Raw genomic sequence first — 15,245 nt, 5'->3', positions numbered from 1 at the left:
ATTTTTGCAAAGAAGAAAGGGGCGCGGGCGGGAGAGCGGTTGCGGCGTGGCGGCATGTTTGGGGGCGGGCATGAGGTCCAAGACGGGGCCGGTCGCGGGGCGGGTGTCGGCTTGCGATCCCGTTGGGATGGGCGGCACGGCGGTCGCGCGCCTGCAGGGCCCTTCGTCGGCTTTCCGGGGATGGGGGGGGGGCGGACTCCGCCCGGCCCGGCCCCGTCTTGCCCTTCCCGCCCGGCGGCCCTACCTTCGCGGGCGGGACCGGCGCATCGCAGCGGCGATGGCGGCGGCCGGGACGATCAAGCCCGGCCCTGGCGTGGACACGGGCCCGGAACCCCGAAAGGCAAGGACCAGATGACCGATTCCCCCTTCCGCCCCTTCGACAGCCATCTTGACGAGGCGGGCGCGCTGTCGATCCTGCGCGAGGCGGTCGCGGGGGCGGATGACGGCGAACTGTTCCTCGAACGCCGCCGGGGGGAGAGCCTTGTCCTCGACGACGGCCGCATCCGCAATGCGAGCTACGACGCCACGGAAGGGTTCGGCCTGCGCGCGGTGCGGGGCGAGGTGGCGGGCTATGCCCATGCGACCGAGATTTCCGAATCCGCCCTGCGGCGCGCCCTTGGAACCGCGCGGCTGGCCGTGGGATCGGGCGGGGGCGTCATGGCGCCGCCGCCCCCGGGCACGAACCGCCGCCTTTACGCCGATGCCGATCCGATGCGGGGCGCCGCCTTCACCGCCAAGATCGACATATTGAAGGAGATCGACGCCTTCGCCCGCGCCGCCGACCCCAGGGTGGTGCAGGTCTCGGCCTCGCTTTCCGCCAGCCTCCAGGAGGTCGAGATCCTGCGCCCGGAGGGGCTGCGGCTGCGCGATGTCCGCCCGATGGCGCGGCTCAACATCTCGGTCATCATTGAGGAGAACGGGCGACGCGAACAGGGCGGCACCGGCACCGGCGGGCGCCACGGGCTGGCCGGGCTTCTGGCGCCCGGGAGCTGGAAACCCATGGTGGAGGAGGCGATCCGCATCGCCCGGGTGAACCTTGGCGCCCTGCCCGCCCCCGCGGGCGTGATGGATGTGGTCCTTGGTCCCGGCTGGCCCGGGATCTTGCTGCACGAGGCGATCGGCCACGGGCTGGAGGGCGATTTCAACCGCAAGGGCACCTCGGCTTTCGCCGGGCTGATGGGGCAGAGGATCGCCGCCCCGGGGGTCACCGTGCTCGACGACGGCACCCTGCCCGACCGGCGCGGCAGCCTGACCATCGACGACGAGGGGACGCCCTCGGCGCGCAATGTGCTGATCGAGGACGGGATCCTCACCGGCTACATGCAGGACCGCCAGAACGCCCGGCTGACGGGCGTGGCCCCCACCGGCAACGGGCGGCGCGAGAGCTTTGCCCATATCCCGATGCCGCGCATGACCAACACCTATATGCTGGGCGGCGACAGCGACCCCGCCGCCATCCTGGGCGATCTGAAGGACGGGATCTGGGCCGTGGGCTTCGGCGGCGGCCAGGTCGACATCACCAGCGGCAAGTTCGTCTTCTCCTGCACCGAGGCCTATCGGGTCAGGAACGGCGTGCCGGGCGAGGCGCTGAAGGGCGCCACCCTGATCGGCGACGGCGCCACGGCGCTGCGCCAGATCCGCGCCATCGGCAATGACATGGCGCTCGACCCCGGGATCGGCAATTGCGGCAAGGCCGGGCAATGGGTGCCGGTCGGGGTGGGCCAGCCCACGCTCCTGATCGGCGGGCTGACGCTGGGCGGGCGCGAAACGGCATGAGCCTGCTGACCTCGCCCCGCGACAGCGAAGGGGCGGTGGGTTGGCGGCTGGTGCTGACCACCAGCGCCGCCCTCTGCTTTCTGCCCGCCACCCTCGGGCTGGTGCTGCGCGAGATCCTGATCCAGCTTCCCCCCGACGGCCCCGGACGGATGACCCATATCGCATTGGCCACATTCGCGGGCTATTCGCCGATCGTGACCCTGCCCTTCTGGATCGTGATCACGCTCGCCACGCTATGGGGGCTGCGGCACGGGCTCTGGGGCGCGCTGAGTGCCGCGCTGGTCGGCGCGATGGCCGGGGGCGCGGCCGGGGCGGCGCTGACCTCGGACATCTTCGGGGCGCCGATGCTGATCCTCGCGGGCGCAGCCCTCGCGACGCTCCACCGCTATATCCTGGCGCTCCTGCGCCCGCTGGCCTTCTGACAAAGGGTACAGAGAAGCGCCCCGGAACAGGCAGGACAGATAACAGGCCGAACTCCCGCCGCCAAAGCAACCGCAGCACAGATCGCCGCCCCAAAAATCCTCACCCGGAGAAAACAGGCGAAAACACCGCCTCTTTCTTCTTTGCAGAAATATCCCGGGGGTGAGGGGGCAGCGCCCCCTGCCCGGCCAGCCCACCCTCGCCCCCCGCTCAGCCCAACTCAGCGCCCGAACTTGCCCCGCAGCGCATCGGCAAAGGCATTGCCGCCGCCGTCCTTCGGTCCGGCCCGGGCGGCGCCCTCGAACTTCCGCCCGGGCTTGGCACCAGAGCGCGGCCCCCCGCGCTCCTCCCGCGCCTGGCGGGCGGATGAGCCGCCGTCCTTGCGCATGGTCAGGCCGATCCGCTTGCGGGGCACGTCAACCTCGACCACCATCACCTTCACCACATCGCCCGCCTTCACCACCTCATGCGGGTCCGAGACGAAGCGGTCCGCAAGCTGGCTGACATGGACCAGCCCGTCCTGATGCACGCCGATATCGACGAAGGCGCCGAAGGCCGCGACATTGGTCACCGTGCCTTCCAGCACCATCCCGGGCTTCAGGTCGCCGATCTGCTCGACGCCATCGGCGAAACTCGCGGTGCGGAATTCGGGGCGCGGGTCGCGGCCGGGCTTTTCCAGCTCGGACAGGATGTCGCGCACCGTCGGCAGGCCGAAGCTCTCGTCGACGAAGCGCGCGGGGTCCAGCCTGGCCAGCGCCGCGCCGTCGCCCATCAGCGCCCGGATGTCGCGCCCGCAAGCCGCGACGATGCGGCGCGCCACGTCATAGGCCTCGGGATGCACCGACGAGGCGTCGAGCGGCTCGGCCCCGTCGCGGATGCGCAGGAAGCCCGCCGCCTGTTCGAAGGCCTTCGGCCCCAGGCGCGGCACCTTCAACAGCGCGCGGCGGCTGGCGAAGGGTCCATTGGCGTCGCGATGCGCGACGATGCTTTCGGCAAGCCCCGGCCCCAGCCCCGAGACCCGCGCCAGAAGCGGCGCGCTCGCGGTGTTCAGATCGACGCCGACCGCATTCACCGCATCCTCGACCACCGCATCCAGCGCGCGCGCCAGCCGGTGCTGGTCGACGTCATGCTGATACTGGCCGACGCCGATCGACTTCGGCTCGATCTTGACCAGTTCCGCCAGCGGATCCTGCAGCCGCCGCGCGATCGAGACCGCGCCGCGCAAGGACACGTCCAGCCCCGGAAACTCGCGCGAGGCCAGTTCCGAGGCCGAATAGACCGAGGCCCCGGCCTCGGACACCACCACCTTCACCGGCTTTTCCGCCCCCGCCGGAAGCAGCGCCAGAAGATCGGCCACCATCTTCTCGGTCTCGCGGCTGGCGGTGCCGTTGCCGATGGCGATCAGCCGCACGCCGTGGCGCCCGATCAGCCGGGCGATCTCGGCCTGGGCGCCGCGCAGGTCGTTCTTCGGCTGGAACGGATAGACCGTCGCCGTGTCCAGCAGCTTGCCGGTGGCATCGACCACCGCCACCTTGACCCCGGTGCGGATGCCCGGATCCAGCCCCATCGTCGCCTTGCCGCCCGCGGGCGCGGCCAGCAGCAGGTCGCCAAGGTTGCGGGCGAAGACCTTGATCGCCTCGGCCTCGGCACGCTCGCGCGTCTCGGCCATCAGGTCCAGCGTCAGCGAGGTCTTCAGCTTCACCCGCCAGGCCCAGGCCGCCGCATCGCGCAGCCAGCCGTCGCCCGCCCCCCGGCCCGAGGCGCCGATGGCGGCGGCGCAGGCGCGCTCGGCCGGGCTTTCGCCGCGCGGGCTGTCGGCGTCGATCTCAAGATCCAGCGTCAGCACCTCTTCGCCGCGCCCGCGCAGCATGGCCAGCACCCGGTGCGAGGGGGCCGAGGCCAGCGGCTCGGCATGGTCGAAGTAATCCGAGAATTTCGCCCCCGCCTGTTCATTGCCCAGCGCGACCTTCGCCACCAGCCGACCCGCCTTGCGGATGTGGTCGCGCAACCGGCCCAGGAGTGCGGCATCCTCGGAAAGCGTCTCGGCCAGGATGTCGCGCGCGCCTTCCAGCGCGGATTTGGGATCGGCGAAGCCCTCGGTCACGAATCCCGCCGCCAGCGCGGCCGGATCGGCGGCGCGGTCGGCCAGGATCGCCTCAAGCAGCGGCTGAAGCCCGGCCTCGCGCGCGATCATCGCCTTGGTGCGGCGCTTGGGCTTGTAGGGCAGGTAGATGTCCTCCAGTTCCGCCTTGGTCGCGGCGCCCGCGATGGCGCGGGCCAGATCGGGGGTCAGCTTCCCCTGCCCCTCGATCCCCGAAAGGATCGCGGCGCGGCGCGTCTCCAGCTCGCGCAGGTAGGAAAGCCGCTCCTCCAGCCTGCGCAACTGGCTGTCGTCCAGCCCGCCGGTCGCCTCCTTGCGGTAGCGCGCCACGAAAGGCACGGTCGCGCCGCCGTCCAGCAGGTCCACCGCGGCGGTGACCTGGCGCGGGGTCGCACCGATCTCGGCGGCGATCAGGGCGGGAATGGCGGCGAGCGACATGCGAATCCTCCTTGTGGCGGGGGCGCGACCATAGCCCGGATCGAGGCCGAGGCAAGGGCGCGCACCCCCGGCAAGGATCGCGCCCGGCGTCAGTCGCAGCGCGAGATACGCTCGATCTCGTAGCGGGTGGCGCCCGGGCCCTCGGGCGGGATCGCGCGCAGGAACACGTCGACGTCGCAGCGTTGCGAGCCGACATTCCATTCGATCAGCCCGTCGCGGCGGATCTCGTCGAATTCGATCTCGTCGATGGGAAGCTGCGACAGCGCATCGGCAAGCTCGGCGCTGTCCAGGATCACCTGGATCTGCGCGGCGCTGTCGTAAAAGCCCGAAAGCGCGGCCAGGCCCGGCAGGGGCGCGAGCGCAAGGGCGGCAGCCAGGGCGCCAGAACGCAGAGTGGCAGAGGTGCGGATCATCACGGTCTCCATATCTGGGATCATCTTTCGTCAACGCCCGAGCGGGGCATCGGCTCCGAGAGTATTCGGCGCAATTTCCGGCGAAAGCCATGCGTCACGGCGAAGGTTATCGGGAAAGTTATCGCGCAACCGTCCAGAAGCTGGCGCCTTGCGATGACGGCGGGAGGCATATCGCCGTGAAGAGAAGGCGAATCGTGCTTGGGGCCCGCCTGGGCCGAGGATCCGGCCTGACTATCGTTTCGGGTGTCCCGTCCCAAAACCAGCGTCCGTCACGGACGCGTCGGATCGTCGGACGGAGGGTCATGAAAAAATTGGAGAAACCCAAATAAATCATGTGGTTGATGGTACCGACTCCCCGGCTCGAACGGGGGACCCCCAGATCCACAATCTGGTGCTCTAACCAACTGAGCTAAGCCGGCACTTACCGGGGCGAGATAGCGCCCGACCGCAGGGATTGCAAGCCCGAAAGCGGGGCTGCGCGTCGGAGATCGGGCCTTCGGGCGGACTTGGGATGGGCCGGGTTTCGGGCGCGAGGGCCGGGCTTGGCGCTTGCGGGCGCGCGGGGGCGGCGTTAGGCCTTGGGGAAAGCGCAAGCAGGGGCCGCCATGACGATCAACAAGCAAAGTGACATCGCCGCCAATATCCAGATCGGCCCGACCGATCAGGGCATGGTCCGCATCTATGTCGAGGCCGAGGGCGGGATCGAGCTGCCGCTCGACTTCGATCCCGAAGAGGCCGAGGAAATCGCCGAGGAGCTGCGCGCCGCCGCCGAGGCCGCGCGGGCGGTCCTGGACAAGGCCGCGCCGGGGAAAGCCCCTTCGGGCAAGGGCAATGCCGGCGGCAAGCGGCGCTGACCGAGCCTTGCCCTCAGGCGCGGCACTCGCGCCCCGATCGCCTGGGCGCGGGCCGCGCCGGATACCCCCGCCGGATGCCATTGCGACGGACGCCCGCAAGGGATCGGCAAGGGGTGGCGGGGCCAGGGTTCGGCGCGCCGGTATTCGGGAGACCAGTATTCGCGGGACCAGTATTCGGGCGGCCAGTATTCGGGCGGCGGGGGCTTGGTGAACCGGAGTTCGGTGCGCCCAGGGTTTGCCGGGGTCTGGCACTCACGGGGCTGCGGATTTCGCGGGATGCGGGCGCTCAGGGCTGCGGGTCGCGCAGCCCGTTCAGCCGCAGCGCGGCGGCGCGTGCGAAGCCCCGGGTCACCGCCTTGCGCCGCGCGCCCGCCAGCGGGGTCTCGGGCGGCAGGCGCAGGACCTCGCCGCCCCAGGCATCGGCCAGGATCAGCCCGCCCTCGGGCGGCAGGATCGCCTGGGGGAAATCCGGCGGCACCGCCCAGAAGAAACGGTCGCACCATTCCAGATAGCCCCGCCATTTGCGGTCGGCGCGGAAATCGGCGGCGCCGGACTTGCATTCGACGATCCAGATCTCGCCGCCCGGGCCAAGCGCCATCAGATCGGCGCGCAGGCCCCCGGCCAGCACCATCTCCTCGACCGGCGCGAAGCCGAGCGCCACCAGCACCCGCCCCACCCCGCGCTGCAACCTCGCCCCCGGACGCAGGGGAAGGCCGGGAGGCCCGCCCCTGCTGCCGTCGCGCATATCGGAACCGGATAGCCCGGCGGCGGGTGGGCCAGACTTCGGAAGGCCGGAATCGGCTGAGTCGAAATCGGGCGAGATGGCCCGGGCGGCGGCCAGAGGGGAGAACGGATCCTGCATCGCCGCAACATGAACGAAAAGAGAACAAAAGTCCAGCGGGCGGTGCGGCCCAGACGGCATCGGAAGACCCCGCCCCGAATTGCGCGGCCGGTAACGCCATGTCCCCCGCAACGCTCCGCCCGAAGCGCCCTGCCCGAAACGCTCCGCAAAAACCGGCCAGCATGGCCATGCTCGGAACAGGCTGCGCGCAACGCTCCGCCAAAAGCGCGATGTCCGAGGCGCTCCGCCCCAAAAACCCGGCCAGGACCGCCGAAGGGAGAGAAGCGCAGCACCAATGGCGTGCCCCCCCGACAACCCGGCCCGGAACGCCCGGCTCGGAGTCGAGGCGTGCCTCTGGCCGCGCAGCGTCCCGCCCCTCGGCATCGCCCAAAACCTCTGGCCCTGACGCCTCTGGCGTCTCTCCCGGGCAAGCACCCCTGCCCCGTTTGAACAGCCCGGGGGGGGCAGGTTGCTTTCTCGGCGAGCCCGGTTTCCGCCCCGCCCTGCATGAGCCGCGCGAAACCTTTACATGCACGGCACGCCGGAAGAGCGGGCCGGAACCGGGGCTGCGGCGCCTCCGTGCCGAAGCGTCCCGGCGCCGAAGCAGGCGTTGCGAAGCCAGGGCGCCGATGAACGGCCAGCCTGCGCGGCGCCGCGCCTCGAACGGCTTCCAACACCGCGACGGCTTGCGGGCGGGGCGCGCCGCACCTAGATTGCAAGGTGGCGGGTGCTGCTCTTCGCGTGCGGGGTCCATAACCCAGTGGCCGATAAGCATGTGAATGGGGGCTGGCTCTGCCCGGATCCTGGTCCGGGTATCTGGCGCCCACCTGAGACCTCTGGCTCTCGGGATATCGAGACCACCCACGGTCGCTGCGGGCCCGCCACCTTTCCCCCCTCGCAAGCCTGTCCCGATGGAACCTGCCCGGCCAGCGCGGCAAGGGACGCGCGGGGGCCCGCCCCGGCGGCACAATCGGCGGAGCGCATGAAAAAAGGGGTGGATCGCTCCACCCCAGTCAAAGGTTCTCTCATGACGTCAGCAGGATCGAGGGGGCCCCCGCCGCGCGCGCAAAGCCCGCCCGCAAGCGCCCCCTCGGCCCCAGATCAGAAGCCGAAGACGATCGCCACGCCCAGCTTGTTGTCGGTGCGGATCGCCCGGCTGTCGTTGTATTCCGACAGGTAGCTCACCCGGGTCGAGATCGCATCGGTGACCTTGAAGTTCACGCCGAAGTCGTTGTTCGCCCGCAGCGCCGCATCCGAGGTCAGGATGTCGGTGTCATTGGTGAAGAACACGTTGTCGTTGAGCTGGTAGAAGAAGCGCGACGACAGGATCCCGGCCTCTTCCGTCACCGACGAGCCGTCGCCGTATTCCAGATAGCTGACGCCGATACCGGCCTGGACGCGCCAGGTCATGTCATTGCTGTTCACCACGCGATAACCAGGGCCGAAGCCGAGGAAGCCGTCGCGCTGGACCTTGTCGGAAAGCACGGTGCCCGCGGCGATCTCGTCCGCGCTCAGCCGGTCGGCAAGGCCATCGCTCTGCACCCGGGCCATCACGAAACCATAGGCGCGGTCGTTGAAGTAGTAATTGGCGTCGTAGATCGCGAAGACGTCTTCCTTGGTCGAATTGCCATCCGATTCGGAATAGTCGAGCGCCGCGCCAAGGGTCTGGACGAAGGCGCCCTGCGCATCGCGCAGACGCAGGCCGATGGTCAGATCCTGGGATTCGTTGTTGCCGGTCTTGCCCGAATAGCCCAGCGAGGCCGAGCCCGAGAAGCCCTGGCGGTATTCCGGGTTGCCGAAACGGGCCGCATCCTGCGAACGCGCCATGTCTTCGGCGACGTCGCGCTCGATGTCGTCGATCCGGTCGTCGAGGCCGCGGATGCCCAGCAGTTCACTCTGTTGCGCCATCACCGGCAGCGCCAGCACCGAGGCCAGAACCGATGCGGTCGCGAATTGGACACTTTTCTTCATCGTTTACCCTTTCACAATTGCCTTCGCCCTGCCGGTCAGGTCCGGCGGCGTGGTGAATGGCATCTGGGCCCGCGCGCCCGAAAATGGAACATTTGCGAAATTTGAGGCCGACCCCAGGATTATTCGTGGAACCGGATCGCGATTGGCGAAAGCCCGGTGCGGCGGGGGGCCGGCGCATAGAAAAAGGGGCGGGAAACCATTGATTTCCCGCCCCTTTTCAGATGTCGCGCGCGTGGCGCCTAAAGCATGTCCAGAAGATCGGCGGTATCCTCTTCGGCCCGCGCCACCACAAGATGGAGTGTCTTTCGCGCCACATCGCGCAAATCCTCGCTCATGTCGTCGCGCCAGATCACCCAGGCGGGATGGGCGAAAACCGGCGCGTCGGCGACCAGATGCAGCCGCCCCGCCTCGACATAGCGCTTGGCATAGCGGGCGGGCAGATAGGCCGCATAGGGGCGGTTGTGGATGAATCGCGCCGAAAGCGAGCCAAGCGCCAGCACCAGCCGCGTTTCAAGCTGGGGCAGCATCGCCTCGTGGAAGCGCAGGAATTCCGGGCCCCAGTCGACCAGCGCATAGCGCCCCGCCAGATCCGCCACCGCGCAGCCCGCCCAGGGGGCGACAAGGACAAGCTGGTCCTCCATCAGCGGCTCGGTCCGCAGCCCGGCCCGCGCCACCGCCGCATAGGAAAGCGCGACCTGCACCGAACCCGAGACGATCAGCTGGGTCAGCGTCTCGGGCCGCCCCATCTCGGCGCGCAGCCCGATCCCCGGGCGTTCCAGCGCCAGCGCATCGAGCCAGCGGAACCCCAGGCGCGGCCAGAGCGAGGGCTGCGCCCCGATCGACAGCGCCTCGGCCCCGGTCTCGGCCTGGGACACCCGCTGGCGCGCCTGTTCCCAGTTGCGCATGATGGTGACGGCAAAGCCCCGGAACTCGCGCCCCGCAAGCGTCAGCGCCACCCCGTCGTTCGAGCGGTTGAACAAGGGGCGGCCAAGCTGGTCCTCCAGCCGCTGCACCCGCAGGGACACCGCCGACTGTGTGACGAAAAGCCGCTCGGAAGCGGCGGCGAACGAGCCGCTGTCGGCCACTTCCAGAAAGGTCTTGATCAGTTGAAGATCCATGGCGCGCTGCCTCATGTCGTGACGGACCGCCCCGATAGGCTTGCGGGGCGCGCGCTTCCAGCCCCTGCGGGGGGCCGGGCCGGGCCCGGGCGCGGGATTCGGCCAATCGCCCTCACGAATCGCGGGCGGATGCGACAGCGCGGTCAGGAAATGTGAAAGCGGGGGCCCGGGACCGGAAAGGTTCGGGCCCCCAGGCGCTGTGGCCCCGGATGCTTCGGCCCGGAAAGCTCAGCCCCGGCCGGGGCGGCGCCCGGCGGCGGGCGCAGATACGGGCACGGGCCCTGCGCGCAGGGGGCGGACATGCTGGCGCTGGCCGCCGCGCGGCCCCTCGCCCGGTTCGGCCATCATCATGATTCGGATGGCGAATTGCACGCCCGAGAACATCACGCCGAAGAAGGTGACCATCATGATCGCCGCCACCCAGCCCAGCGAAGAGCCCAGGATCAGCCGCCCCACCCCAGCCAGGTCGAGCCAGAGCAGCACCGCGACGAAACCTGCCGAGATCGCGAAGCCGATGGCGACCGAGAGGATGTAAAGGCGGATCAATTTGGGCATCTGGCGGCTCCGGTCCAGCGGGGGTCCAGCAGGCGGGGGCCAGCGGGGTCGACGCAAGGCTAGGCCCGTTGCGCGGCTTTGTGAACCCCGGGCAGACGCAGACCGGCCCGGCGACAGGCGCAAAGCGCAGGCCGCTGGCGCGGAAGAAGGCGCATCGGACGGATGCCTGCGCAACGATGCCCCGAAGGAACATGCGGAAAGACCCGTGCAGAAGGCGGGCGGCGTGGGACGATCGTCACGCGCGGGACCTCGGCCGCTGTGCCCCGCGGGGCCGGGCGGACGAAACCTCGCCCCGGAGGACGGGCCGTGGCGGGCGGGGCCCGCAAGACGGCGCATGCGGCGCTATGCCTTCCGGGACCGGGCATTCGGGTCCCCAGGGGAGCGGACATTCGGGGCGGTGTCCCGGGAACCTGCGGCTCGATGCACCTGGCCGAACCTGCGGCGCGATGCCCGGGAGACGGGCCGCCTAGAGCGCGATGCGCGAGAAACCTTCGCGCAGGGCGTTGGACCAGGCGTCGGACATGGCGCGGAACTGGGGGTCTCCGGCTTCGATCCGCCGCCGCTCCACCGTGAAGGAATCGCGCCGGATCACCGCCAGGTCCAGCGGCATGCCCACCGAAAGGTTCGAGCGCAGGGTCGAATCCATCGACAGCAGCACCGCCTTCTGCGCATCGGCAAGGCTGGTCCCGGGCTGCACCACGCGGTCCAGGATGGGCTTGCCGTATTTATGCTCGCCGATCTGAAGGAAGGGCGTGTCGTCGGTGGCCTCGATGAAATTCCCTTGCGGATAGATCAGGAACATCCGCATGCCCCCGCCCCTGCGCTGGCCCGCCACGATCATCGAGGCCGAGGCGCCCTGGCTTTGCGCCAGTTTCTCGTCGATCTCGGCCCGGACCGCCGCCAAAGTGTTGCCGACAAGCTCGGCCACCGCAAGCATGGTCGGCGCCAGCATGACCGAGGTCTCGGCCGTGGCGTCGGGCGCGTCCATCGCCTCGTGCAGGCGGGCGATGGTGGTCTGGGTGACCGAAAGGCTGCCCGCCGTCATGATGATGAAGACCCGCTCGCCCGGGTTTTCGAAGACGAACATCTTCCGATAGGTCGAGATATTGTCCAGCCCCGCATTGGTGCGGGTGTCGGACAGGCACACCATGCCTTCGTTCAGCAAAAGGCCCACGCAATAGGTCATCGTCACGCCCGGGTAACTGGATCGCGGCGAAGCCTACTGGCCCGCCGAAAGGACCGCAACCGCCACCTGAAGCGATTCGGGCCCGGCGCCGCCCGCCCCGCCCCGGGCAAGGCCCCGGATCGGCGCGGCATCGCGGGCGTCGAAGCCGCTGGCAAGGCGGATGTAACGCTCGTCCGGGCAGCATTCGTTCGCCGGGTCGAAACCGACCCAGCCAAGGCCGGGGACATGGATCTCGGCCCATGCATGGGCGGCCTCATGCGCGCGCGGCGCGGCGGCTGGTTCGGCCTTCGCGGGTTTTCCGCCCTGTTTCTGCGACGGCCCGCCCTGCGACCGGGTTTGCCCGGCCGAGGCGCCCGGATCGGTGAAAAGGTAGCCCGAGACATAGCGCGCCGCCAGCCCGCGCACCCGCGCACAGGCGATCAGGGCATGGGCGTGGTCCTGACAGACGCCCTCACCCAGGGCCAGCGCCTCGGCTGCGGTGGTATGGGCCTCGGTCGCGCCGGGGCGATAGGCGATCGCCGCCGCCACCGCCGCCGAAAGCGCATGCGATAGCGACAGCGGATCCCCGCCCGGCGCGGATTGCGCCAGCGCCACCAGCCCCGCATCGGCGGCGATGGCGGGGGTTTCGCGCAGGTAAAGCTCGGGCGCGACCATCTCGCGATGGCCGCGCAGGATGCCGAGGGTGTCGAAGGTCTCGACCGTGCCCCGGACCCGCACCACCACCTCGTCCAGCGGACCCGCGACGGTCCAGCCCTGCACCCAGTCCCCGGCGCCGTCGCGGAAGGCGGCCCCCTGAATCGCGGCCCCCTGGATCGCGGGCCCTGCCCCGCCGCCCGAGACGCCCCCCGAAACGCTCACGCTCCAGTCCAGCACCTTCTGCGCATTGCACAGCGAGGGCGAGAGCCGGTGGCTCTGGATCACCGAACGCACCGGCCGCTCATAGCCGTAGCGGGTGACGTGATCGACGCTCAGCCGCATCAGCGGATCTCCCCGCACAGATAGACATCGTTGATCGCATGGCCCAGTTCGGCGGTGTCGCCGATGAAGCGCGACAGATATTCGTGCAGCCCCTCGTCGAAGATCCGCTCGACCGTTTCCGATTCCAGATCGGCCAGCATGGCGCGGGCCTTTTCCAGCGCCCCGGTCGGCCTGCCGTAATTCTGCGCCAGCCGCCCCAGATGGTTCTCGATCCCCGCGACGCAGGTGATCAGCGAGCGCGGGCATTGCCGGTTCAGGATCAGGAAATCGGCGATCTTGGCCGAGGTCACCTCGCCGCCATAGGCCCAGTGGAAGGCCCTTTGCGCCCCCATCGCGCGCAAGAGCGTGGACCATTGGTAATTGTCCAGCCCCGAGCCCACGAATTCCACCCGCGGCAGCAGGACGTAATATTTCACGTCCATCAGCCGGGCGGTATTGTCGGCGCGCTCCAGATAATAGCCGATGTTGAGGAAATTGTAGCCGTCGTTGCGCAGGAGCGAGGCGTCGATGGCGCCGCGCACCATGGCCGAGTGCCGGGTCACCCAGTCGGTCAGGTCCGACAGTTCCAGCTTGGAGCGTTCCTGCCGCTCCAGCCCGCGCAATTCCTGAAAGGCGGTGTTCAGCGCATCCCAGACCTGGGTGGTCAGCGCGGTGCGCACGATCCGGCCGTTCTCGCGCGCGGCGGTGATGCAGCTTGCCACCGACGAGGGGTTGTCGTGGTCGAAGAACAGCCAGCTTTCCAGGTTGCGCTGCACCGGATCGCCGTATTTCTTCACGAAGCCCTCGGCCATGCCCGAGGCCTGCAACAGGCTGTCCCATTCGCTGCGATAGCCATGCGCCGAAGGGATGAGAGAGATGCGCGAGCCCACCTCGAGCAGGCGCGCGGCGGTATCGGCGCGCTCCATGTAGCGCGCGATCCAGAAAAGATTGTCGGCCGTCCGGCTCAGCATGTCAGGTCACTCCGCCAGAACCCAGGTATCCTTCACGCCCCCGCCCTGCGAGGAATTGACGACAAGGCTGCCCTCGGTCAGGGCCACCCGCGTCAGCCCGCCGGGCACCAGCTCGATCCGCTCGCCCACCAGGCAATAGGGCCGCAGGTCGACATGGCGCGGCGCCACGCCCTCTTCGACGAAGGTGGGCACCGTGGACAGCGAAAGCGTCGGCTGGGCGATGTAGTTCGCGGGATCCTCGGCGATCTTGGCGCGGAAGGCCTCGATCTGGTCTTTCGTCGCCTTGGGGCCCACCAGCATGCCGTAGCCGCCCGAGCCATGGACCTCTTTCACCACAAGTTCGCCAAGGTTCTCAAGCACATATTTCAGATCGTCCGCCTTGCCGCATTGCCAGGTGGGCACGTTCTTCAGGATCGGCTCCTCGCCCAGGTAGAAGCGGATCATCTCGGGGACATAGGTGTAGATCGCCTTGTCGTCGGCCACGCCCGCGCCCGGGGCCGAGGCGATGGTGACGCCGCCCGAGCGGTAGACATCCATCAGCCCCGGCACGCCCAGCATGGAATCGGGGCGGAAGCACAGCGGATCGAGGAAGGTGTCGTCGATCCGGCGGTAGATCACATCCACCCGCCTGGGCCCTTCGGTGGTGCGGGCATAGACGAATTCGCCGTCGACGAAGAGGTCCTGCCCCTCGACCAGTTCCACCCCCATCAGATCGGCGAGGAAGCTGTGCTCGTAATAGGCCGAGTTGAAATGCCCCGGCGTCAGGATGGCGATCTGCGGATCGCCCTGGCATTTCGCGGGCGCGACCGAGGCCAGGGTGCGGCGCAGGATCTCGGGGTAACTGTCCACCGGCTCGATCCGGTTCTCGCGGAAGAGTTCCGGGAACATCCGCATCATGATCTCGCGGTTTTCCAGCATGTAGCTCACGCCGCTCGGCGTGCGGCAATTGTCCTCCAGCACGAAGAAATCGTCCGGGCCGGTGCGCACCAGGTCGATGCCGACGATATGGGAATAGACCCCCTTGGGCGGCACGAAGCCGACCACGGCCTTCTCATAGGCCTCGTTCTGGTAGACGAGGCGGGCGGGGATGCGGCCCGCGCGGACGATCTCGCCCCGGCCGTAGACATCGACCAGAAAGGCGTTCAGCGCCCGGGCGCGCTGCTTGATGCCGCGCTCCAGCCGGGTCCATTCGGCATTGGAGAACACACGCGGAAACATGTCGAAGGGGATCAGCCGGTCGGGATCGCCCCCCTCGCCATAGACGGCGAAGGTGATGCCGATGCGGCGGAACAGGGCCTCGGCCTCGGCCTGTTTGAGCGTCCTGAGTTCGACCGGCATCCCCTGCACCCAATCGCCGAGCCGCGCATAGGGGGGGCGGATGCCGCCGCCCGTTCCGTTCATCTCGTCGAAATAGGCGCCCATTCCTCGGCTCCCTCCCCTCACGGTCTGGTGGCGGTCTGGCGGCCTCTCGCGATGCCGCTCCGGCCCGCTCAGTCAATCGTGCATCCCGGCGAGGGTAAAGCCCCGCCCCGAGGAAATCTTGCGGGCGGACGGGGCGGAGCCCGGGTATTTGCATGATTATTGTGCAATTACCCGCCGCAACCGCCGCGATGCCAGAGAAAAGCGGCGAATCCTGCCTGCAAA

General features: G+C 69.2%; 13 protein-coding genes and 1 tRNA gene. 3 read left to right on the top strand and 11 right to left on the bottom strand.

Going from position 1 to position 15,245, the window contains the following annotated elements; translation table 11 throughout:
• Nucleotides 1-351: 351 nt before the first annotated feature.
• Both tldD and ABNX41_RS00415 read left to right on the top strand, forming a co-directional pair.
• A complete protein-coding gene (tldD, locus tag ABNX41_RS00420) occupies nt 352-1,776 on the top strand; it encodes a metalloprotease TldD (protein ID WP_438667740.1) in 1,425 nt (474 codons plus the stop codon).
• Nucleotides 1,773-2,198 carry a hypothetical protein gene (locus ABNX41_RS00415; RefSeq protein ID WP_438667739.1) on the top strand — a complete coding sequence of 142 codons (426 nt, stop codon included), beginning with the start codon at nt 1,773-1,775 and terminating at the stop codon, nt 2,196-2,198. The genes tldD and ABNX41_RS00415 overlap by 4 nt, the downstream gene beginning before the upstream one ends.
• A 218-nt stretch (nt 2,199-2,416) precedes the next feature.
• On the opposite strand, the gene ABNX41_RS00410 is transcribed toward ABNX41_RS00415, so the two are convergent.
• The 3 genes from ABNX41_RS00410 to ABNX41_RS00400 form a co-directional block, all read right to left on the bottom strand.
• Nucleotides 2,417-4,735 (bottom strand): Tex family protein, encoded by a 2,319-nt coding sequence (locus tag ABNX41_RS00410; RefSeq protein ID WP_438667738.1) that lies wholly within the window; start codon nt 4,733-4,735, stop codon nt 2,417-2,419.
• A gap of 89 nt (nt 4,736-4,824) precedes the next feature.
• A complete protein-coding gene (locus ABNX41_RS00405; RefSeq protein WP_438667737.1) occupies nt 4,825-5,148 on the bottom strand; it encodes a hypothetical protein in 324 nt (107 codons plus the stop codon).
• 342 nt (nt 5,149-5,490) lie between these two features.
• Nucleotides 5,491-5,567 (bottom strand) — tRNA-His (locus ABNX41_RS00400).
• Nucleotides 5,568-5,753: 186 nt separating this feature from the next.
• Between ABNX41_RS00400 and ABNX41_RS00395 the strand changes: the two genes are divergently transcribed.
• Nucleotides 5,754-6,002 (top strand): DUF6324 family protein, encoded by a 249-nt coding sequence (locus tag ABNX41_RS00395; protein ID WP_438667736.1) that lies wholly within the window; start codon nt 5,754-5,756, stop codon nt 6,000-6,002.
• Nucleotides 6,003-6,288: 286 nt separating this feature from the next.
• On the opposite strand, the gene ABNX41_RS00390 is transcribed toward ABNX41_RS00395, so the two are convergent.
• From ABNX41_RS00390 to ABNX41_RS00355, 8 genes are all read right to left on the bottom strand, one after another.
• A complete protein-coding gene (locus ABNX41_RS00390; RefSeq protein WP_438667735.1) occupies nt 6,289-6,690 on the bottom strand; it encodes an MmcB family DNA repair protein in 402 nt (133 codons plus the stop codon).
• 1,254 nt (nt 6,691-7,944) lie between these two features.
• Nucleotides 7,945-8,814 (bottom strand): DUF481 domain-containing protein, encoded by an 870-nt coding sequence (locus ABNX41_RS00385; RefSeq protein ID WP_438667734.1) that lies wholly within the window; start codon nt 8,812-8,814, stop codon nt 7,945-7,947.
• Nucleotides 8,815-9,053: 239 nt separating this feature from the next.
• Nucleotides 9,054-9,932 carry a LysR family transcriptional regulator gene (locus tag ABNX41_RS00380; RefSeq protein ID WP_438667733.1) on the bottom strand — a complete coding sequence of 293 codons (879 nt, stop codon included), beginning with the start codon at nt 9,930-9,932 and terminating at the stop codon, nt 9,054-9,056.
• 228 nt (nt 9,933-10,160) lie between these two features.
• Nucleotides 10,161-10,487, bottom strand: a complete 327-nt coding sequence (locus ABNX41_RS00375; protein ID WP_438667732.1) for a hypothetical protein — start codon at nt 10,485-10,487, stop codon at nt 10,161-10,163.
• Nucleotides 10,488-10,953: 466 nt separating this feature from the next.
• The gene (locus ABNX41_RS00370; protein WP_438667731.1) at nt 10,954-11,673 is read right to left on the bottom strand and encodes a proteasome-type protease; all 720 of its coding nucleotides are present in this window, start codon (nt 11,671-11,673) and stop codon (nt 10,954-10,956) included.
• A gap of 33 nt (nt 11,674-11,706) precedes the next feature.
• Nucleotides 11,707-12,651, bottom strand: a complete 945-nt coding sequence (locus ABNX41_RS00365) for a transglutaminase family protein (protein WP_438667730.1) — start codon at nt 12,649-12,651, stop codon at nt 11,707-11,709.
• Nucleotides 12,651-13,601, bottom strand: a complete 951-nt coding sequence (locus ABNX41_RS00360; protein ID WP_438667729.1) for an alpha-E domain-containing protein — start codon at nt 13,599-13,601, stop codon at nt 12,651-12,653. The genes ABNX41_RS00365 and ABNX41_RS00360 overlap by 1 nt, the downstream gene beginning before the upstream one ends.
• Before the next feature lie 6 nt (nt 13,602-13,607).
• The gene (locus ABNX41_RS00355) at nt 13,608-15,023 is read right to left on the bottom strand and encodes a circularly permuted type 2 ATP-grasp protein (protein WP_438667728.1); all 1,416 of its coding nucleotides are present in this window, start codon (nt 15,021-15,023) and stop codon (nt 13,608-13,610) included.
• Nucleotides 15,024-15,245: the final 222 nt, after the last annotated feature.

It is taken from the genome of Pseudogemmobacter sonorensis, from assembly GCF_042762395.1.
In the GTDB taxonomy this organism is placed as follows: domain Bacteria; phylum Pseudomonadota; class Alphaproteobacteria; order Rhodobacterales; family Rhodobacteraceae; genus Pseudogemmobacter; species Pseudogemmobacter sonorensis.
The sequence above is the reverse complement of the archived record's forward strand: the minus strand, read 5'-3'. Positions and strand labels throughout refer to the sequence as shown.